Here is an 18,738-nt window from a genome sequence, read left to right on the forward strand (position 1 = left end):
GGCAGGATCCCCATGAACCCAGACTTTCGCGGCTTGATTCGTGAGGGTGATCTTGTCGTCTGCGGCCAGGCCACGGCCGAGCCGCTTACGTTGACTGAAGCGCTGATGGCGCAGGCCGGAGAATTGCCGGCTTTCCGGATGATGGTCGGGCCGATCTTCTCCGACACGTTCTCCGCAGCCCGCGCACCCAACGTCTCGTTCCAGAGCTACGGCGTGATCGGCAACGCGCGGCGGCTCGCCAGGGCCGGGCGGCTCGACGTGATCCCGAGCAACTACAGCGCCTTCTGTGCCGACTTTGCCTCGCGCCGGCACAAGGCTGATGTCGTCCTTGTGCAGCTTGCGGAGTCCGGTGACGGGCGACTGAGCGCCAGTCTCTCCAATGACTATGTCATCGATGCCGCGCGCGGTGCGCGCCTTGTCATTGCCGAGATCAATCCGGACGCGCCCTTCACGTTCGGGACGGAATGGCCGGACGATATTCCGATCCACATGCGCGTGGCAGCCCGCCGTGCACCGGTTGAATTGGGGTCACCGCCGCTCGACGACATTTCCCGGCGCATCGCTGCGCATGCGGCGAGTCTGATACCCGACGGCAGTACGCTTCAGTTCGGCGTCGGCCGAATTCCGGACGCGATCCTGTCCTCGCTCTCGCATGTACGCGATCTCGGCATTCATTCCGGCCTGATCAACGATGCCGTCGTTGATCTGATCGAGCGTGGTGCCGTGACCAATGCGAAGAAGGGGATCGATGCAGGGATCACGGTCACCAATCAGGTGATAGGCACAGGACGGCTGTACGGCTTCGTGCACGAGAACAAGGCTGTTTCGGTGCGGCCGACGTCCTACACGCACGGTCAGGGCGTGCTTGCGCGGATCAACCGGCTGGTCGCGATTAATTCGGCGCTTCAGGTCGGACTGGACGGGAGCGTGAATTCCGAGACGCTCAATGGCATTGCGATCGGGGCGATCGGCGGGCAGCTCGACTTCGTGCGGGGGGCCAACGCGTCTGCCGGCGGGCGCGCCATCATCGCGCTGCCAGCAACGGCATCTGACGGCACGAGCCGGATCGTCGCCCGTGTCGAGACGGTGACGACGCCTCGCGCCGATGTCGATGCCATCGTCACCGAATGGGGTATCGCGGAGCTGCGCGGCTGCGGTCTTGCCGCGCGCGCGCGCCGCATGATCGCGATCGCGGCGCCAGAGCACCGAGACGTGCTATCGGCGCAGCTCCGCGACGCCGCCGGCTAACTCAGTTCATCATCGCCAGCGTCGGCCGCTGGCTCTCGGGAGATCCGATGACTCCCGGGAGATCCGTGACCTCGCCGGCGATCATGATCGACATCCGCCAGAACAAATGGGCAAGACGGGTGAACACCAGCCGCTCGCGCTCAGTGGCCGCGGTGCCGTCCGGGATCGTCACGGTTTCCAGGCCGACCACTTTCTTGAAGTCCGGCCAGATCATCATCGATTGCGCGATCACGGAATAGCAGTTCGGAGCCTCGTCGCTCTCGTCGGGCGCCTGGGGCAGACCCGGATATTGCGTGGCCGCGGCGTAGAACTTGTAGGCGCCGTAGCCGAGCTGGAGCAGGAACTTTTCGGGCACTGCGACGTCGGCGGCAAAGGACACCAGCCGCGCGTCGCTCAGGATATCCGGGTCGATGGCGCGAAGGTCCTGGGCGCGAAGCGCGGAGCAGAAGGCGAGGTCGCGATTGTGCTCGCGGAGCAGATTGGCCAGCGGCTGCTGCTGTTGCACGGTGTCGGTGAGCAGGATGATGGTCTTGAGCATCGCGTGAGGTCCCTCAGGGGAAGAGATGGCGGGCGGTCGTGACGGCGTCGTCGGCAGCGCAATGTGCGAAGAAGTCGTTGGCGATGCGCCGTCCCGGCTCTATCTCCAGGATGCGGTAGCGGGCCTGCGCTGCTGCCTCGCGTGCGGCGCCGACGTCCTCCTGCCAGGCGCAGAGCGACAGCTCGAGGCGGCCATAGCCGCCGCAATCGGCGGCGTAGGCGCCGGTCACGGCCTCTACGGTCGCGGCCACCGCACCGGGCTCGCTGGCCGAGATGTCACGCAGGATCACGGCGATGCCCTTGCCGGCCTCGGCCTTCGACGTCATGACCATGAAGGCGTCGCGCGCGCCGGTGCGGCCGGCTCGGCGCGCGGAACGCACCAGGCCCGCAAAGGCAGGATCTGGCCCGAGCTCCATCGTCGTCGTCTGCTGCTTGTGCAGGACCGTTGCGCGCATCGCGCCGAGATCGCCCGCAAGTGCGTGATAGGACCGCGGCAGCCACACCGTGTCGAGCGGGACTTGCGAGGATGTCAGGCTCCAGGCCTGGTCGAGCAGATAACCTTCCCAAATCGCAGGGTACGACGCAGCGAGATGCTGCCAGGTGCGCAGCAGCATCTCTGCAGCTCTCGTGCGGCCGAGATAGAGCGTACGCGCCGACATCTCCCAGCGATTCCATTTGTGGAGGGCGACGTCGCAGCCGAGGAAGCACGGCAGCAGCGGCGCTTCCCGCAGCACGGCACCGGCTTCGACGAACAGCAGCGGCTCGCGATATTTGTTCCACATCCGTAGCAGGAACTCCGCTTTCTCGAAGCAGAGCAGGCGGTCGCCGAGCTGGGTATCGATCGGTTCGATATGACAGGCGAGATCAAAGCGCTCGAGCGAATGGCGCAGCGCGAAGGCGGCCGTCGCGTCGCCGCCGCGCGGGTAGCATGAAACGATCCGCGGACGGACGGTGGTGGTATCGGCGGCGGTGAGGAATTTCGACCAGCCGATGCCGCCCCACCACATCTCGTGCGGGCCGTCGGCGCCGCAGGGGCCGACGGTGCCGAATTCGGTCAGCTTGGACTTGAGGAAGTCGGAGCCGGGATTTTCGCCTCCGGGAATGACGACGGCGCAGCCGGGATTGAGCGAGCGGTAGAACAGTTCGGCCGCAGCGCCGCTGAGCGGCTCCTTCAGAATGATGACGCCGCTGCGCCGGTCACCGACGCTTTCGTCCAGCGTCGGCGCGCCGTACTGGCCGGTCAGCCAGTCGAGGCGTTTGCGCTGGGCGCGGCCGAACCTGATACGGCCGGATTGCAGGACGTCATCAAGGTTTGCGTGCATCCCGTCAGTCAATTCCGTGCCTCTCGCGTCACCAGCCAAGCCCTTGGACTTGAACGGCCGGGGCGGCGCGATCAGGCGCACTATTTCGCCGTGGGCCCGAGCGGAGTGATCGCGACGGAGTAGATGGCGATGTCCTGGGTCATCGGGGCGACCGATATCAGCAGGCACGCGTCGTCGCTCTCGGTGCGATAATGAGTGCCGTTCCGCTGCACACCGGCATAGACCAGGCTTTCCTCAGCGATGCCGGTCACATCCTGGCTCTCGGCGGCGTCGCTGATCTCGTCGGCGTATTGGATGGCGACGCCATGAAGGAGGCCTTCCCCGGCGAATTTCGGCAGCGGCAGCGCGATCATGGCGATGCCCATCGCGCGCGAAACCGGAATGCGCAGGCGCAGCTCGCCGAGGCCGGTGCGATAAGACGTTGCAGTCTCCAGCGACGCTTCGCCATTGGCACGGAACAGTCCGATCTGGATCTGGCCACATGGGCTCTCTTCGAAGACGTCGGCGGGCAGGCGGTTGGCTCCGAACAGCGTGTAGAGATAGGCGTTCGACGGCGACAGGCGGGCAAAGCAGCCTGCGAGCCACATCGGCGGGGCGGCAGAGGCGCAGGCGGCGGAGAAGCCGCGGGCAGTGATTTGCCGACGAATGAAATCGCTGTCGATCATCGGCGCCAGCGCGTGCGTGCCGAGATTGACGTCGTGCTTCAATCCGCCGAGCAGCGCCAGCTCATCCTCGTCGGGCAGCAGCAGGAACCGCGCCAGTGTCGCCGTGCACCAGCGCGCAGCGATATCGGGGGCGTCATAAGGAGCGAGACAGAAGTCGAGGGCGACCTCCTCGGCGCTCCCGGCAAAGGCGACGCAGCCAGCCTGAATCTCCGCTGCAAGCGCGATCTGGCTGGCTGGGCGCGGATTGATCTCGCGCAACACCTTGTCGCCGTCATAATCACGGACCGAGCCGTCGGCGGAGCAGCAGATTTGCTCAAGCAATGCGATATTGCGGATCAGCATGCGCTTGATGTGCGGCGTCACCACCAGGTCCGTGATGAAGCCCGCTGCGCTGTCCCGGTCGGCGATATCGTCGAACGCGTCGTCGAGCGAGACCAGGTACGCGCCGTGGAGACGGATCTTGATGCCTGCGAGATCGAAGACGCGGCGCAGCGCCTTCTGCACGCTGCCGGAATAGCCGAGGTCGGCGAGGACGAGATCGGTGCAGTTGTCAAAGTCGGGGATCAAGTGGCGCAGGTAGGCCAGCAGTCGCGCGCGCAGCGCCGCGGCGAGTTCGACGATCTGGCTCGCGTCCATCAGGTCGGGAAGGGCCTCGGCGATGTCAGGTCCGCTTGCGATTCCGTTGGGTGACGCGGCGAAGAAGGCGGCGACCTTGGGCGGCAGGATCTTGATCATGTCGCGGAAGGTCGGCGCATCGATCTTCAGAATTTTGGCTAGGAGCTCGATGAGCGGCTGCATGGTATCGGCCGACGCGATCAGGCTGACCCGCCGGTTGATCTCGAGATAGGCCGATGTGGGGCCGTGCATTTCCTGCCAGATCCGGTGGGATAAGAAGCCGTCGCGGCCGAGGAAGGCGAGGGCGATCGTTCGGCCCGGGCCCGCAACCTCCTGGCAACGCCGGGCGATGAAGGCATCGAACGCCGTCATCACCGGGCCGAGCACGGTCATGCCGAGATGAAAGGCCGGAGATTTCTCGGCGCTGCGGGCGGCGACCATGCGCCGCAAGGTCCGAGCGCCGTGATCGAGCCGAGACGGCGCGCCGGTGCACAACAGCTCGAACAGCGCGGTCTCGCGTTGGAACTTCGAGGCGAGCTGCAGCGTCGCCTGCGGGTAATACCGCGGACGAATGCCGTGGCGCTTTGCGCCCTTGATGTCCGCCTTGTCGTTATCGCCGACGTGAAAGGAGGCGCCGGCGTCGATATCCTGCTCGGACAGGTATTTCGCGAAAAGCGACTCGCTCTTGCCGCTGCCGTGGTCGCAGGAGGCGTAGAGGAAGTCCCATGTCAGTCCGGGGCGGCACGCCCGCAGCAGCCGCGATAGCTGGTCCGAATCCCAATAGGTGTCGGAGATGAACCCGACGCGATGGCCGGCGCGCTTCGTGTCCAGATATTGCCTGATCATGTCCTGATTGGCGCGGCAGAGCTCCAGCTCGGCCGCGAACTCTGATTCGACGAGATCGTTCAGGTGGCTGCGCGCAAGGCCGAACAGCCTGAATGGAAAGAAGGAATAGATTTCCTCGATGTGAACTTCGCTCGTGCCGCGCTTCTCCTTTGCGGTTCTCCGCGCGCGTGCTTCGGCCTGAATGCGATGCTGAACGAAACTCGCAGAAACATCAGGACAAGTTCTTGAAATGTCGGAAAGCTCGTAAGTCCTTTCAAATACGCCATCCGGCGCCGTGCAGGCGCGCAACAGAAATGTATCGAAAACATCGAACGACCAAGCAGAAACAATTTGCGCGCGGCGCTGCGCGCCGGCCGTTGCGATCGTCATGTGCAGAATCCCCGCCAATCAGATCAATTAACGCGCACGTTCACCATGTCAGGCGCCACACGCGCGAAAAAATTCTCGCGCGATTCAAAAACGCATTCGTCACGACTGACAGATTCAAAAAAATCGTTAGGTTCGAAAAAGGTGATTCGGAAAAAATTGCCGAGTGCAGAAGTCGTCTCGCGTTCATTCACACTCGGAAACATTAGCTTCTTGATGCGCATCGCGCGCGTCGCGTTTGATCACCTAGTGCCGCGTAATGTCAGCGTTTTCTTCCAACGACATCTGTTTAGGATGATTGATCCGCCATGGCGCGAGACGATGTGATGATTACCGATGGGCTGCGCGAGAATATCGCGCCCTCGGCAATTATTGCCCGACACTCGGCAAAAGATACCGGCTAACATCTTGAAAAATAACAAAAATTATCCGCCTGGATCGTTCTGGTGCCGCGTTCAACGCCTGGAAGCCATGTGGCATGTGCGCCGCCGGCATTGCGGGTTGGAGATTGCGGGATGAGTTACGCTGCTGATGTCTGGGCTCCCGCCGAGGCCGAGATCGCGACGACGCTTCCGGCTGACGAGATCGTCCCCATGATGCCGTCGGTGCCGCTGGCGCCGGATTCTACGCCTGTTGCCGCCGAAATCGTCTTCGACGAGGACAGCGAACTCCTGGACAAGCTTGCGACGGGCGACGAGGTCGCTTTTCGCATGCTGGTCGAGCGCCACATCGACCGCGCTTACGCGATCGCGCTGCGCATCGTTGGCAATGCCGCGGACGCCGAAGACGTGGTGCAGGACACCATGCTCAAGATCTGGAGCCATCGCGGGCGCTGGCAGCACGGCCGCGCAAAGTTCTCGACCTGGCTCTACCGCGTCATCTCCAACCGCTGCATCGATCTGCGCCGCAAGCCGCGCAACGAAAATGTCGAGACAGTGCCGGAGGTCGCCGACGGCCAGCCCGGCGCCGTCGAGATCATCGAACGCAACGAATTGAACTGCATGCTCGAACTCGCCATGCAGCGCCTGCCCGAGCAGCAGCGCATCGCGGTAATCTTCTCGTACCACGAGAACATGAGCAACGGCGAGATCGCCCAGGTGATGGACACCACGGTGGCGGCGGTGGAGTCCCTGCTCAAGCGCGGGCGTCAGCAGCTTCGCCAATTGCTGCGCAAGCACGAACGCGACATCCGCACGGCGTTTACCGATCGCTAACCATAAAAGTCGGCATCCGAAAATTTTAGCGCCTGATCTCCTTGCGCTCCACCGTTTGAGCGAACGGACGGGGCTGCGGTCCGCGTCGTCAGTCGTCTTCAAAGATGCGGCACGCCATGCCCATCAGCACAGGAGTTTCCAATGCCTGCAATCTCCACCAACACCGCGGCGAACTCCGCGGTCCGTTACCTCAACATCAATTCGGCGCAGGAGAGCAGTGCGCTCGCCAAGCTGTCGAGCGGCTCGCGCATCACCTCGGCATCGGACGACGCCGCCGGTCTTGCGATCTCGACCCGCATCTCGTCGGACGTCACCACGCTGCAGCAGGCCGCGACCAACGCCTCGCAGGCCACCGCGATCCTCCAGACCGCCGACGGCGGTGCTTCCAACATCTCGGACATCCTGGCGCGCATGAAATCGCTGGCTTCCGAGTCCGCCTCGGGTACCACGACCGATTCCAGCCGTGCCTATATCAACTCGGAATTCTCGCAGCTCACGAGCGAAATCGATTCGATCGCGACCGGCACGCGGTACTCCAGCCAGAGCCTGCTCGATGGATCGAGCGTGTTCTCCTCGGGCGTCTCCGTGCTGGTCGGCTCGTCCGGCTCCGACACCATCACCATCACGCTGACGAGCCTGACGTCGTCCTCGCTCGGCGTGACCTCGCTCGATGTCAGCACTCTGTCGGATGCGGCCTCGGCGCTCGACGTGCTCGATACCGCGATCGACACGGTCTCCGCCGCCCGCGCCAGCATCGGCGCGCAGGAATCGCGCTTCAACTTCTCGTCCGACTCGATCTCGACCCAGACCCAGAACCTGCAATCGGCCAACTCGGCGATCAAGGACGTCGATATCGCGGCCGAGCAGGCCACGCTGTCCTCGGCCGAGGTGAAGACCCAGGCCGCAGTGTCGGCGGAATCCGCGGCGAACCAGATGCCGCAATACCTGCTCAAGCTGCTCGGCTAAGCGCTCAAGCCGGGGATTTCCGGGCCGGCTTGACGCCGGCCCGGTTCACCCGGGGGAAGGATCGGGCAGCACAGTGACGTCAGTCAGTTCCAGCACCAGCAGCACGTCGACCGCCAGCTCGAGCACGTCGAGCGCGTCGTCGGTGACTACGACCGGCACCACGACATCGACCAGTGTGGACTGGAGCGCGCTGATCACGGCGGCGGTGAACGCCAAGCTGACGGCGGCCACCACGATCTCGACCTCGATCACCAACAACGAGGCCAAGATCTCGGCCTATCAGACGCTCCAGACCGACCTTTCCACGCTCTCCAGCGGCCTGTCATCGCTCGCGACGGCCGTCGTCAATTCGCTCGCCACCAACGTCTTCGCCACGCGCTCGGCGACCATCAGCTCGAGCGGCGACGTCGGCGCGTCCTCCGCGCTCTCGATGTCCGTCAGCAACGGCGCGGCGACCGGGGACCACACGCTGACCATCAGCCAGGTCGCGACTGCGCAGAAGGTGGTTGGCACTTCGCAGTCGAGCGAGACCAGCGCGCTCGGCTATTCCGGCACGTTCTCGCTTGGCCTCGGCAGCGGCAGTACCGCCAGTATCGACGTAACCATCACGATGTCGCTGCAGGACGTCGTCGACGCCATCAACGCCCAGACCTCGACCACCAATGTGCAGGCCTCGATCGTCCAGGTGTCGAGCGGGTCGTACGAGATGGTGCTGTCGGGCACCGAGGATGCCGCCGACATCAGCTATTCAAGCACATCCGGCGATGACATCCTGAACGAGCTCGGCGTGACCGACAGCACGGGTGCCTTTGCCGACGTGCTGCAGACCTCGCAGGCGGCGGAATTTTCCCTCGACGGCATCTCGATGACGCGAGATACCAACGACATCACCGACGTGCTGACAGGCGTGACCTTCAACCTGCTCCAGGCGACGCCCAGCGGGACATCGCTCAGCATCAGCATCGAGCCCGACACCAGCCAGATCGAGACGGCGGTCGAGAACCTCGTCACCAACTACAACACGTTCCGCGATGCGGTGATCGCGCAGCAGGCGACGGCTTCGGACGGCACCGCGGATTCGAGCGCGGTGCTGTTCGGCGACGGCACGATGCGCGACATCATGGATTCGCTTCAGAATGCGCTCAACAGCACCGTGGGCGGCCTCACCATGGCGGACCTCGGCCTGTCCTTCAACGAGAAGAACGAGCTCGAGCTCGACACCTCGACGCTCTCGAACGTCCTCAGCACGAACTTGAGCGGCGTCACCACGCTGCTGTCGGCGCAAACCAAGACATCGTCGAGCCAGCTCAGCGTCGTCAACACCGGCACGTCGCCGCAATCCTTCACACTCGACCTCGCAGTGGATTCGTCCGGAAACCTCACCTCGGCCTCGGTCGGCGGCGATTCCTCGCTGTTCACGGTGAGCGGCACCACGATCATCGGTGCGGCCGGAACGGCCTATGCAGGCATGGCCTTCTCCTATTCGGGATCGACGTCGCAGTCGATCACGGTGACCTCGACCTCCGGCATCGCCACGCAGCTCTATCAGCTGTCCAAGACCTATTCGTCGAGCACCGGCTCACTGCAGACGCTGATCACGAACCTGACCGATCGCGACACCGAACTTCAGCAGAAGGTCGATGACATCGAAAGCGCCGCGTCCGCCTACCAGACGCAACTCCAGACCCAATACGCGAATTACCAGGCTGCGATCACGAGCGCGAACAACACGCTCACCTATCTCAAGGCCCTGCTTAACTCCAGCTCGAGTAGTTGATGATGCATAATCCGATGGCGTACATGGCCAATCAGGCCTATCGGGGCGCGGCCACCAGTGTGCCGCCACTGAAGGCGGTCTCGATGCTGCTGGCTGGAGCGATTACCTTCCTCCAGAAGTCGCTGGCCGCGCAGGAAGCGCGGCGCTTCGAGGAGGCGCACGACCTCCTGCTGAAGGCGACCGCGATCCTGCGCGGACTCAGCCACAATCTCGACTTCGCCAGGGGCGGGGCGGTGGCCGAGCGGTTGTTCCAGACCTACAACATCCTGATCGTGGCGAGCCACAAGGCGTTCGGCCGGCCGCATGCGCGCGAGAGTTTTCGGCGGATCATCGCTGCCGTGACCGAGTTGCGGGAGGCCTGGGAGCATGTCGATGCGACGGTTCGCGGCGCCAAACCTGCGCCGGCCGATTCGACCCGTACGGGCTGAAAGGCGTTCGCATCCGGGCCGCGCAATCGTCCCGGCGATCCTCTGTCCGGGAGTTTGGGCCACTTTCCGTAGTGGTCCGGGCAGTTTTGGCGCGCGAAGCCGCCGGAAATCGGTTTCCGCCGCAGCTGCGATGCTTTATGACGGGCCTGACCGAGGCGGGATCGGCGGGCGATGGACGTCACCGAGTTTGAGGAACTGATCGACCAGCTGGGCGAGGATCTCTCGCGCTGGCCCGACGATCGACGCTTGCCTGCTGAAGAGCTGCTGAAGCATTCCTCGGCCGCTCAGGCCTCGCTGGAAGAGATGCGGGTCTTGCGCCGCGCGCTTGCCGCTCCCCCGGTCCGGGCACCCGCCGGCCTTGCCGACCGCATCGCCGCCGCGGCGGCGAAGATGAAGAGCGATACCGCCGAGCCGCGCACCGAGGGCGAGACGGCGGAGAGCTGAACGGCTCTTCTGATTTTTCGTATCCCCACCTGCTCCAGGAGATCGTCACGCCCGGGCTTGTCCCGGGCATCCACGTTCTTGAGATTGCGAGCATCCCGCGGATGGCCGGGACAAGTGTGTGGCCCGGCCATGACGCAGTGGAAGCGCTGCACGCGCTTCCACCCGGCAGATTCTGCCTTATCGAAAGCGATCTTTGCAGCGGCGAATCCGCGCCTGAATCCACGCGCCCACGCGTTTCATCAGCACACAGATTTCAAGCGCGCTGACCGACATCGCTGTCGCCGGCTGCGCGGGAAAGCCGGAGTTCCTGATGACTGTTTCCGCAACGAGTTCTGCAACGACGTCGACCACGACGACGTCGTCCTCGTCGAGCACGTCGTCCAGTTCGACGCTGACATCTAGCGATTTTCTCAGTCTGCTGGTCAGCGAGCTTCAGAACCAGGATCCGCTGAACGCGACCTCGACCACCGACTTCATCAATCAGCTCACCTCTTACGCGAATTTCAGCCAGCAGCAGTCGATCAACTCGAACCTGAGTTCGCTCTCCAGCTCGTTCTCGAGCCTCGTGACGCTCAATTCGGTCAACTATATCGGTCACACCGTCGAGGCGAAGACCGACACGTCGACGCTGACGAACGGTTCGGCGACGTTCGGTTACTCGTTGTCGTCGGCCGCCTCCGATGTCTCCATTACCGTCAAGGACTCCTCGGGCAACACCGTCTACACCGGCACCGGCACCGGCAATGCCGGGTCCAACAGCTTCACCTGGGACGGCAAGAATTCCAGCGGCACCCAGCTTTCCGACGGCGGCCAGTACACCATCTCGGTGACCGCGACGGATTCCGCCGGCAACTCGGTCCTCAACTACACGACCGTCACCGGGACCGTGACCGGCATCGACACCTCGACGTCCACGCCCTCGCTGACCGTGAACGGCGTCTCCGTCAGCGCTGCCGACATCATCGGCGTCACGTCCTGATCCAACGTCCTGATCTTCTCGGAGTTTCATCATGAGTCTCACCGGTGCACTTTCCTCGGCGATCTCCGCGCTCAGTGCGCAGAGCCAGTCGCTGTCGATGATCAGCGACAACATCGCCAACTCCTCCACGACGGGCTACAAGACGACGTCGGCGATGTTCGACGATCTCGTCACCGCATCGAGCAATACGACGTCCTACGCCTCGGGCGGCGTCACCGTCTCGGGCCGGGCCAACATCACCCAGCAGGGCCTGCTGGCCTCGACCTCCAACGCCACCGACGTCGCGATCCAGGGCTCGGGCTTCTTCGTCGTGACCAGCGCCACGTCGGGCGGAACCGTCTCCTACACCCGCAATGGCGCCTTCTCGACCGACAACGCAGGCTACCTCGAGAACAACGGCAGCTACCTCGAGGGCTGGCGCACCGATGCGGACGGCAACGTCGTCGGCAATGAATCGGCGAGCAATCTCGAAGCCATCAACACCGAGGTCGCTTCGACCAGTGGCAGCGCCACCACCAAGACGACGATCGCGGCGAACCTGCCGTCGGATGCCGCGACCGGCGACACCTATACCAGCTCGATGACCGTGTACGACTCGCTCGGTGCAGCGAATTCGATGCAGGTGACCTGGACCAAGACCGGGACCAACACCTGGAGCGCAAGCTTCGCCGACCCGACCTCGACTTCGGACACCACGACCGCGACCGGCACGGCTTCGGGCACGGTCGATATCACCTTCAACAGCGACGGCTCGCTCGCCAGCACCAGTCCGAGCCCTGCGACCGTCTCGGTCACGGGCTGGACCGACGGTGCGGCCGACAGCACGATCACGATGAATCTCGGCACGGCCGGAGGCACCGACGGCTTGACGCAATACGCCTCGGGCGAGACGACGCCGACCGTCAACGTCACCAGCATCTCGTCCGACGGCCTGTCCTACGGCAAGCTGTCCAGCATCTCGATCGGCAAGAACGGCATCGTCGACGCCACCTATTCCAACGGCCAGACCATCGCGATCTACAAGATCGCGGTGGCGACCTTTGCCGATCCCACCGGACTGTCCGCCGCCAGCGACGGCCTCTATTCCGCGACGGTGGCATCGGGCAATGCCTCGCTGCAGGCCTCCGGCGAGAACGGCGCCGGCACGATCTACGGCAGCGAGCTGGAATCCTCCACCACCGACACCTCAAGCCAGTTCTCCAGCATGATCTCGGCGCAGCAGGCCTATTCGGCCGCGTCGCAGGTCATCTCCACCGTCAACAAGATGTACGACACCCTGATCTCGGCGATGAGGTGAGCGATGCGCAGCGAGGAGGCCAAGGTCGCCGGAGAGGCGCTGCTGCGCCGGCTGCGACGGCTGGTGGCACGGGCCGGAGCCGTCAAGGAAACCGACCACAAGCAGCTCCTTGCGCTGCTCGACGATCTCGAAACGACGCGCCGCGCGCTGTTGAAGGAATGCGCAGAAGTCGAGGGCGAGATGAGACGGGCGAGCGTCAGGACGACCGCGATCGGCGCTTACTTGCGCAACGCGCAAGTCCATCGCGGCAAACGGCATAGTTAGAAGAAGGCGATGACCATGAGTGTAGCCCAAGCCAATAGCCAAGCCACCAGAGCCGGTGCTGCAAACGGCGATGCACGGATCAAGTCGCTGATCGGACTGATCGACGTCCTGATCGCGCTGGTCGCTGAGGAGAACGCCGAACTTGCCAAGGGCCTGCCGGCCTCGCGCCTCAAGCAGGTCGACGAGAAGAACCGCCTGGCCGAGATTTTCGAGCGGACCGTCGCCGAATGCGCGGGCGGCACGAACACCCTGAACGTGCGGGACCGGATCCTGCGCGAGCAGCTCCTGGACCGGATCCTGAAACTGCGCGCGGCGATGGACGAGAACCTCGTTCGCCTGCGCGCGGCGATCGAGGCCAGCAACCGCCGGATCGAGGCGGTCATGCAGGCGATCCGCGAGCAGATCGCCGCGGTGTCGCCCTATGGCGCCTCCGGCCGCGTTGCCGCGCGTGCCGTCTCCAGCGGCACCAGCCGCAGCGCCTGACGAACAGGGGAGGCAAGCCGTGTCGCTCGATATCGCACGATCGATCGCCTTCAGCGGCCTGTCGTCCACGTCGGTGCAGATCAGCGTGACGTCGTCGAACATCTCGAACGCGGACACGACGGGCTATACCAAGAAGACCGCGAACCAGTCGAGCAGCGTCACCAACGGCGTAGGCACCGGCGTAACGGTGACGGGCATCACCTCGACGGTCGACAAGCTGCTGCTGAAGTCGCTGGTCAGTGCCGATTCCGATCTCGGCTCGGCCGACACGACCAACACCTACCTGACCTCGCTGGAGAAGCTCTATGGCTCGACCAGCAGCACCGACAGCTCGTCGACCGGAACCTCCCTCGCGAACAGCATCGCTTCACTGGAATCGGCGCTGTCGTCGCTGGCGAGCACGCCGAGCAGCGCCTCGCTGCAATCCAACGTCGTCAGCGCGCTCGACGATGTCACGAGTCAATTGCGGGACACATCGAGCGGGATCCAGAAGCTCCGCGCCAATGCCGACCAGGACATCGCGTCCTCGATCGACGACGTCAACACGGACTTGCAGAGCATCGCGGACCTGAACGCCGAGATCAAGCAGACGGCGGCGGCCGGCCAGTCGACGGCCGACCTGGAGGACCAGCGCAACACCGCGCTGCAGGACGTCGCCTCCAAGATGAACATCAGCTACTACACCGCGTCGAACGGCGATCTCCAGGTCTACACCACGACCGGGCAGGCGCTGGTCGACAGTTCCGCGCACAAGATCAGCTATACGGCGGCTGCCAATGTGTCGTCGTCGACGACCTATACGACCGGCTCGTCGTCGAGCGGCTTCAGCGCGATCACGGTGAACGGCGTCGACGTCACCTCGCAGATCACTGGCGGGAGCATCGGCGGGCTGATCACGCTCCGAGACAAGACCCTGCCGGCGGCACAGTCCCAGCTCGATCAGCTCGCGACGCAACTCGCCTCCGCGGTCAACACCGTCTCGAACAGCGCCTCCTCGGTGCCGGCGCCGACAACCCTGACCGGGACGACCAGCGTCACCAGCAGCACGGCGCTATCGGCCACCGGCACGGTACGCCTTGCCGTCACCGACCAGAGCGGCAACCTTGTCTCCTACAGCGATCTCGACCTGTCGTCCTATTCGACGGTTGGCGATCTCGTCACTGCCATCAACGGCATTTCCGGGATGTCGGCGTCGATCGATTCCGATGGTCATCTCTCGATCACCGCGACCGGCTCGGGCAATGGCGTCGCCATCAACGAGATGACGAGCTCGGTTGGAAGTTCGAGCGAAGGATTTTCGAACTATTTCGGCCTCAACGACCTCGTGACCGGAACCAGCGCGTCGGATATCGCGGTCAACAGCAGCATCCTGTCCGGCACCAACGAGCTGCAGCTCGCCACGCTGGACTCCTCGTCGAGCCTCACGGTCGGCAGCAGCGTGCTGACGTCGGGGTCGGCGACGGTGGTCAATTCGTTCTACAGCGCATTGACGGCGTCCCGGACGTTTTCGTCCACCGGCGGGCTCGCAGCCACCACCGGCTCCTTCGCCGACTACGCCTCCGCCATCGTGGCGGACGTCGCGAGCAAATCCTCGCAGGCGACGACCAATTACACCGCCAGGGAGACCGCGCAATCGACCTATGCGAGCTCGCTGTCGTCGCAGTCGGGCGTCAACCTCGACGAGGAATCGGCCAATCTGAGCACGCTCCAGAACCAGTATTCGGCGGCCTCCGCGCTGATCTCGGCGATCAACTCGATGTACTCGGCGCTCATCACCGCCGTGCAGTCGTCGTAAGGCGGGGAGCCGGCCCATGGTCGCGATGCGGATCGCCACCTTCGCCCAGTCGAGCAAGATGATCGCCGACGCGATGCGCGTGGAATCGGTCATGGCCAACGAGCAGGTCCAGGAATCCTCGGGCGTCGTCTCGACCGATTTCGGCGGCTACGGCTCGAACGCGCAGCATGTCGTGAATCTCCAGGTCTCGGTGACGCGCGCGCAGTCCTATATCGATGCGGCGACGCTCGCCGACAGCAAGGTCCAGGTGATGTATTCTGCCGTCGGCTCGATGACCGACATCATCACCCAGCTCCGCTCCCAGCTCAGCGCCGCCTCGACCGGAAGCTCGACCGAGACGACCTCGGTGATCTCCTCCGCCCAGCAGATGCTTCAGGAAATGGGCTCGCTGATGAACACGCAGTATGACGGCCAGTATGTCTTTGCCGGCGGCAAGACCGATACGGCGCCGGTCGACCTGACCAGCTTCTCGTCAGGCACGGGCTCCACGACCACGGCAGATACCAGCTACTATCAGGGCGACGACGAGATCGCCTCGGTGCGCGTCGCCACCGACAACACCGTCTCGTATGGCGTCAGTGCCGACAACTCTGCGTTCGAGGAGGTGATGCGGGTGCTGAAGTTCGTGGCCAACAGCACCTCGCTGTCGTCCTCGGACATCTCCAGCGCGCTCGATCTCGCCGGCACGGCGCTCGACGATACCGCGGCGGTGCAGGCAAGGCTGTCCAGCTCGGCGTCCTCGATCGAGACGGCGAGCGCGCGCCAGACCGACTACAAGAGCTACGCCGAGAGCCTGTCGAACGATCTCACCGGCGTCGACGTCGCCGCCATCACCGCGCAGCTCTCGACCTATCAGGCGCAGCTCACCGCGTCCTATTCGGCGATGTCCAAGATTCTCAGCATGAATCTCGCGAGCTATCTGAAATAAGCGAGGCCTATTCGGCGGCGATCCGCTCCATCGCCATGGCGCGGAGCTTTGCGCGCTGGATCTTGACGCCGTTGGCGCTGTCGGTGACCGGGAAGGAGTCCACGACATAGATCCGTGCCGGAACCTTGTAGCCGGCGATCCGCTCGCGCAGGCGTGCCGTCAGCATATCCTGCTGCGGCGAAGTTTTCGCCGGGATCACGAAAGCGACGCAGCGGGCCTGGCCCTTCAGATCGACCGCGACGACCTGGGCATCGGCGACGCCGTCGCATGATTTGAGTTCATCCTCGATCTCGCCGGGCGCAACCAGGAAGCCGCCGAGCCGCATGGCGTCGCCGGCGCGGGTTTCGTAAACGAAGGCGCCACCGCGGATACGGCCGATATCGCCGGTGCGGAAGAAGCCGTCGGTGGTGATCGCATCGCGCGTCGCATCCGGGTTGTTGAAATAGCCGAGAAAGCGCGACGGCGCGCTGATCTCGATTTCGCCGGAGACGCCGGGCGCGGCAAGCGCGCCGGTCTCGGTGTCGCGCACGCGGACCTTTGCGTCTGGCGACATCGGCCAACCGCCGCCCTCGATGCGGTCGGCGAAGGCGTCGCCGGGGCGGGCGATCGAGAACAGCGCCTGCACCTCGCTGGAGCCGTAGAGACCGAACAGCGGCAGGCCGCGCGACTCGGCCTCTGCGGCCAGCTCACGCCAGCCGGGCTGGAACGCGGCAAAGCCACAGACTTCGAGCTGCGGGAACGGCCGTGGCACGTCGGTCAGCGCAAGGATACGGCGAAACATCTCGTCGGAGCCGAAGGAATGCGTGATCTTGCGCTCGCTGAGGATCTTCAGCGCCGGCGTCGCCTCGAAGGCGTCAAGCACGTGGACGGTTGCACCGCTAGCGATGAAACCGAGCAGACTCGTCATGCCAAAAGTGCCGCAGAACGGCAGCATCGCCAACAGCGAGTGACGCTGCTGTGAGAGCTGTAGCGCTCCGGCCACGGCTCTGGCGTGGCTCGCCAGCGTCCGCTGCGAATGCGCGACCAGCTTTGGTCCTTTGGTGGTGCCCGACGTCGTGTAGAGCAGCACGGGCAGGTCGATATCATCCTGGGTTGGGGCCGGCGGGTAGGGCTTGTCGAAGGCATCGAAGCGCACGCAGGGCCATTGCGCGGGGATCGCATCCGCGCCAACCACCGCGAGCTTTTGCAGAGCGGGCACTTCGTCCTTGCCGATGCCGGCGAGGATGGACGCGAAATCGATCGAGCGGAATGCCGCCTCGACCACCAGCAGTTTGGCGCCGGACAACTTCAGGAGATGTGCCACCTCCGCGCTGCGGTAGCGCGTGTTGACGGCGGCGACGATCGCACCCAACCGGGCGGCGGCAAACAGCAGCGCGATCCATTCGACCCGGTTGACCAGCCAGACCGCGACGACGTCGCCCTTGCCGATCCCCTGCGCCGCAAGCCACGCCGTGGTCTGCCCGACCTTTCGCGAAAACTCCGCGCGCGAGACGGGCCTGCCGTCGAACACGAGGACGGGATCGGTGGGGCTCTCCGATCCAATCAGCGATTGCAATGAAACATCGTCGGCGTGCATGGCAACCGGAGTAGCCCGATCGCGCAAACCTGTCTACTTGGTGCCGAACATCCGGTCGCCGGCGTCGCCAAGACCCGGCACGATGTAGCCGTGATCGTTGAGCCGCTCATCGATCGCGGCGGTCCAGATCGGCACATCGGGATGCTCGCTCTGAAACTGCGCGATGCCTTCGGGCGCCGCCAAAAGGCAGACGAAGCGGATGTCGCGGGCGCCGCGGTCCTTGAGCAGGGAGGCGCCGGCGCAGGCTGAATTGCCGGTTGCCAGCATCGGGTCCATCAGGATCACGGTACGGTCGGACAGGTCCTGCGGGGCCTTGAAGTAATATTCCACGGCCTGCAACGTCTCGGGGTCCCGGTAGAGCCCGATATGGGCGATGCGGGCCGAAGGCATCAGCGCCAGCATGCCGTCGAGGAAGCCGACGCCGGCGCGCAGGATCGGCGCCAGCGTGAGCTTCTTGCCGGCGATCTTCGGCGCCCGCATCGGCGAGATCGGCGTCTCGATCTCGACCAGCTCGAGCGGCAGATCGCGCGTCACCTCGTAGCCGAGCAGCATCCCGATCTCGTTCAGGATCTCGCGAAAGCTCTTGGTCGAGCGGTCCTTCTCCCGCATCAGGGAAAGCTTGTGCTGGACCAGGGGGTGGGCGACGACGTTCACGCTGCTCATGCTCATGCAGCCGATCTAGCACGGTTCCGCAAAACTGCGCCAGATCGCCCGGACGTTTTCCGCAAGGGGCGGGCCGGCCTATCCAGGCATCGCAATCGTCGTGCGTGCCCGGTTGCTCGCCTCCTGGGCAGCGGTGATCAATTCGCGGTCGATCGCGCGGGAGCGATCGGGGAAGAACTAGACCCCGAGGCCGCGCGCGGCGAGCGTGATCACGATCGTCAGAACCGCACCCCAGATCAGGCTCAGCGTCATGGTCAGGATGGTCGTGGTGACCGCGTGCTCGAGATGTCCTTTGAGAAACGGCATTCTAGCTATCCGAAGTGGG

General features: G+C 64.4%; 20 protein-coding genes. 12 read left to right on the plus strand and 8 right to left on the minus strand.

Annotation, left to right across the window (positions count from 1 at the left end; all coding sequences use genetic code 11):
• Nucleotides 1-12: 12 nt before the first annotated feature.
• Nucleotides 13-1,248, plus strand: coding sequence for an acetyl-CoA hydrolase/transferase family protein (locus tag QY049_RS17135; protein ID WP_301269678.1), 1,236 nt, complete (start codon nt 13-15; stop codon nt 1,246-1,248).
• A 1-nt stretch (nt 1,249) separates the two neighbouring features.
• Here the strand turns inward: QY049_RS17135 and QY049_RS17140 are convergent, their stop codons facing one another.
• The 4 genes from QY049_RS17140 to QY049_RS17155 all read right to left on the minus strand — a co-directional run bounded on the left by QY049_RS17140 (nt 1,250) and on the right by QY049_RS17155 (nt 5,823).
• Nucleotides 1,250-1,786, minus strand: a complete 537-nt coding sequence (locus QY049_RS17140) for a hypothetical protein (RefSeq protein ID WP_194479817.1) — start codon at nt 1,784-1,786, stop codon at nt 1,250-1,252.
• Nucleotides 1,787-1,799: 13 nt separating this feature from the next.
• The gene (locus QY049_RS17145) at nt 1,800-3,107 is read right to left on the minus strand and encodes a hypothetical protein (RefSeq protein ID WP_301269679.1); all 1,308 of its coding nucleotides are present in this window, start codon (nt 3,105-3,107) and stop codon (nt 1,800-1,802) included.
• 80 nt (nt 3,108-3,187) lie between these two features.
• Nucleotides 3,188-5,602 carry a hypothetical protein gene (locus QY049_RS17150; protein ID WP_301269680.1) on the minus strand — a complete coding sequence of 805 codons (2,415 nt, stop codon included), beginning with the start codon at nt 5,600-5,602 and terminating at the stop codon, nt 3,188-3,190.
• Nucleotides 5,603-5,625: 23 nt separating this feature from the next.
• Nucleotides 5,626-5,823, minus strand: coding sequence for a hypothetical protein (locus QY049_RS17155; protein WP_258765629.1), 198 nt, complete (start codon nt 5,821-5,823; stop codon nt 5,626-5,628).
• 291 nt (nt 5,824-6,114) lie between these two features.
• On the opposite strand from QY049_RS17155, the gene QY049_RS17160 reads away from it, so the two are divergent.
• Together QY049_RS17160 and QY049_RS17165 are read left to right on the plus strand one after the other, a co-directional pair.
• Complete coding sequence (locus QY049_RS17160) at nt 6,115-6,813, plus strand: RNA polymerase sigma factor (protein ID WP_258765630.1); 699 nt, start codon at nt 6,115-6,117, stop codon at nt 6,811-6,813.
• 141 nt (nt 6,814-6,954) lie between these two features.
• Nucleotides 6,955-7,779 (plus strand): flagellin, encoded by an 825-nt coding sequence (locus QY049_RS17165; protein ID WP_194479822.1) that lies wholly within the window; start codon nt 6,955-6,957, stop codon nt 7,777-7,779.
• 45 nt (nt 7,780-7,824) lie between these two features.
• On the opposite strand, the gene QY049_RS17170 is transcribed toward QY049_RS17165, so the two are convergent.
• Nucleotides 7,825-8,010 carry a hypothetical protein gene (locus tag QY049_RS17170; RefSeq protein ID WP_258767130.1) on the minus strand — a complete coding sequence of 62 codons (186 nt, stop codon included), beginning with the start codon at nt 8,008-8,010 and terminating at the stop codon, nt 7,825-7,827.
• Between QY049_RS17170 and fliD the strand changes: the two genes are divergently transcribed.
• The 9 genes from fliD to QY049_RS17215 all read left to right on the plus strand — a co-directional run bounded on the left by fliD (nt 7,922) and on the right by QY049_RS17215 (nt 16,174).
• Nucleotides 7,922-9,556 (plus strand): flagellar filament capping protein FliD, encoded by a 1,635-nt coding sequence (gene fliD, locus QY049_RS17175; protein WP_301269681.1) that lies wholly within the window; start codon nt 7,922-7,924, stop codon nt 9,554-9,556. The genes QY049_RS17170 and fliD overlap by 89 nt on opposite strands.
• Nucleotides 9,556-9,984, plus strand: a complete 429-nt coding sequence (gene fliS, locus QY049_RS17180) for a flagellar export chaperone FliS (protein WP_194479824.1) — start codon at nt 9,556-9,558, stop codon at nt 9,982-9,984. Before fliD ends, fliS begins: the two co-directional genes overlap by 1 nt.
• A gap of 171 nt (nt 9,985-10,155) precedes the next feature.
• Entirely contained in the window at nt 10,156-10,428 is a 273-nt protein-coding gene (locus tag QY049_RS17185; protein WP_258765633.1) for a hypothetical protein, read from the plus strand.
• A gap of 310 nt (nt 10,429-10,738) precedes the next feature.
• A complete protein-coding gene (locus tag QY049_RS17190) occupies nt 10,739-11,407 on the plus strand; it encodes a flagellar hook assembly protein FlgD (RefSeq protein ID WP_194479826.1) in 669 nt (222 codons plus the stop codon).
• 31 nt (nt 11,408-11,438) lie between these two features.
• Nucleotides 11,439-12,704, plus strand: coding sequence for a flagellar hook protein FlgE (gene flgE, locus QY049_RS17195; RefSeq protein ID WP_258765634.1), 1,266 nt, complete (start codon nt 11,439-11,441; stop codon nt 12,702-12,704).
• Nucleotides 12,705-12,707: 3 nt separating this feature from the next.
• Nucleotides 12,708-12,968, plus strand: a complete 261-nt coding sequence (locus tag QY049_RS17200) for a hypothetical protein (RefSeq protein WP_301269682.1) — start codon at nt 12,708-12,710, stop codon at nt 12,966-12,968.
• 9 nt (nt 12,969-12,977) lie between these two features.
• Nucleotides 12,978-13,451, plus strand: a complete 474-nt coding sequence (locus tag QY049_RS17205; RefSeq protein ID WP_258765636.1) for a flagellar protein FlgN — start codon at nt 12,978-12,980, stop codon at nt 13,449-13,451.
• A gap of 19 nt (nt 13,452-13,470) precedes the next feature.
• Entirely contained in the window at nt 13,471-15,246 is a 1,776-nt protein-coding gene (flgK, locus tag QY049_RS17210) for a flagellar hook-associated protein FlgK (RefSeq protein ID WP_301269683.1), read from the plus strand.
• Nucleotides 15,247-15,262: 16 nt separating this feature from the next.
• Nucleotides 15,263-16,174, plus strand: a complete 912-nt coding sequence (locus QY049_RS17215; protein WP_301269684.1) for a flagellin — start codon at nt 15,263-15,265, stop codon at nt 16,172-16,174.
• Between the two features lie 7 nt (nt 16,175-16,181).
• Here QY049_RS17215 and QY049_RS17220 read toward each other — a convergent pair whose 3' ends face one another.
• The 3 genes from QY049_RS17220 to QY049_RS17230 form a co-directional block, all read right to left on the minus strand.
• Nucleotides 16,182-17,750, minus strand: coding sequence for an AMP-binding protein (locus tag QY049_RS17220; RefSeq protein ID WP_301269685.1), 1,569 nt, complete (start codon nt 17,748-17,750; stop codon nt 16,182-16,184).
• Nucleotides 17,751-17,783: 33 nt separating this feature from the next.
• Nucleotides 17,784-18,419 (minus strand): uracil phosphoribosyltransferase, encoded by a 636-nt coding sequence (upp, locus tag QY049_RS17225; protein WP_194479833.1) that lies wholly within the window; start codon nt 18,417-18,419, stop codon nt 17,784-17,786.
• Nucleotides 18,420-18,590: 171 nt separating this feature from the next.
• A complete protein-coding gene (locus tag QY049_RS17230) occupies nt 18,591-18,719 on the minus strand; it encodes a hypothetical protein (protein WP_256442507.1) in 129 nt (42 codons plus the stop codon).
• Between the last annotated feature and the right edge of the window lie 19 nt (nt 18,720-18,738).

Origin of the sequence: Bradyrhizobium sp. WYCCWR 13022 (genome assembly GCF_030435535.1) — a bacterium.
Lineage (GTDB): Bacteria > Pseudomonadota > Alphaproteobacteria > Rhizobiales > Xanthobacteraceae > Bradyrhizobium.

Bases quoted from the DNA above. Each gene is read 5' to 3' on its own strand.
- QY049_RS17135 (WP_301269678.1), top strand. From the start codon at position 13: ATGAACCCAGACTTTCGCGGCTTGATTCGTGAGGGTGATCTTGTCGTC.
- QY049_RS17140 (WP_194479817.1), bottom strand. From the start codon at position 1,786: ATGCTCAAGACCATCATCCTGCTCACCGACACCGTGCAACAGCAGCAG.
- QY049_RS17145 (WP_301269679.1), bottom strand. From the start codon at position 3,107: ATGCACGCAAACCTTGATGACGTCCTGCAATCCGGCCGTATCAGGTTC.
- QY049_RS17150 (WP_301269680.1), bottom strand. From the start codon at position 5,602: ATGACGATCGCAACGGCCGGCGCGCAGCGCCGCGCGCAAATTGTTTCT.
- QY049_RS17155 (WP_258765629.1), bottom strand. From the start codon at position 5,823: ATGCGCATCAAGAAGCTAATGTTTCCGAGTGTGAATGAACGCGAGACG.
- QY049_RS17160 (WP_258765630.1), top strand. From the start codon at position 6,115: ATGAGTTACGCTGCTGATGTCTGGGCTCCCGCCGAGGCCGAGATCGCG.
- QY049_RS17165 (WP_194479822.1), top strand. From the start codon at position 6,955: ATGCCTGCAATCTCCACCAACACCGCGGCGAACTCCGCGGTCCGTTAC.
- fliS (WP_194479824.1), top strand. From the start codon at position 9,556: ATGATGCATAATCCGATGGCGTACATGGCCAATCAGGCCTATCGGGGC.
- QY049_RS17185 (WP_258765633.1), top strand. From the start codon at position 10,156: ATGGACGTCACCGAGTTTGAGGAACTGATCGACCAGCTGGGCGAGGAT.
- QY049_RS17190 (WP_194479826.1), top strand. From the start codon at position 10,739: ATGACTGTTTCCGCAACGAGTTCTGCAACGACGTCGACCACGACGACG.
- flgE (WP_258765634.1), top strand. From the start codon at position 11,439: ATGAGTCTCACCGGTGCACTTTCCTCGGCGATCTCCGCGCTCAGTGCG.
- QY049_RS17200 (WP_301269682.1), top strand. From the start codon at position 12,708: ATGCGCAGCGAGGAGGCCAAGGTCGCCGGAGAGGCGCTGCTGCGCCGG.
- QY049_RS17205 (WP_258765636.1), top strand. From the start codon at position 12,978: ATGACCATGAGTGTAGCCCAAGCCAATAGCCAAGCCACCAGAGCCGGT.
- QY049_RS17215 (WP_301269684.1), top strand. From the start codon at position 15,263: ATGGTCGCGATGCGGATCGCCACCTTCGCCCAGTCGAGCAAGATGATC.
- QY049_RS17220 (WP_301269685.1), bottom strand. From the start codon at position 17,750: ATGCACGCCGACGATGTTTCATTGCAATCGCTGATTGGATCGGAGAGC.
- upp (WP_194479833.1), bottom strand. From the start codon at position 18,419: ATGAGCATGAGCAGCGTGAACGTCGTCGCCCACCCCCTGGTCCAGCAC.
- QY049_RS17230 (WP_256442507.1), bottom strand. From the start codon at position 18,719: ATGCCGTTTCTCAAAGGACATCTCGAGCACGCGGTCACCACGACCATC.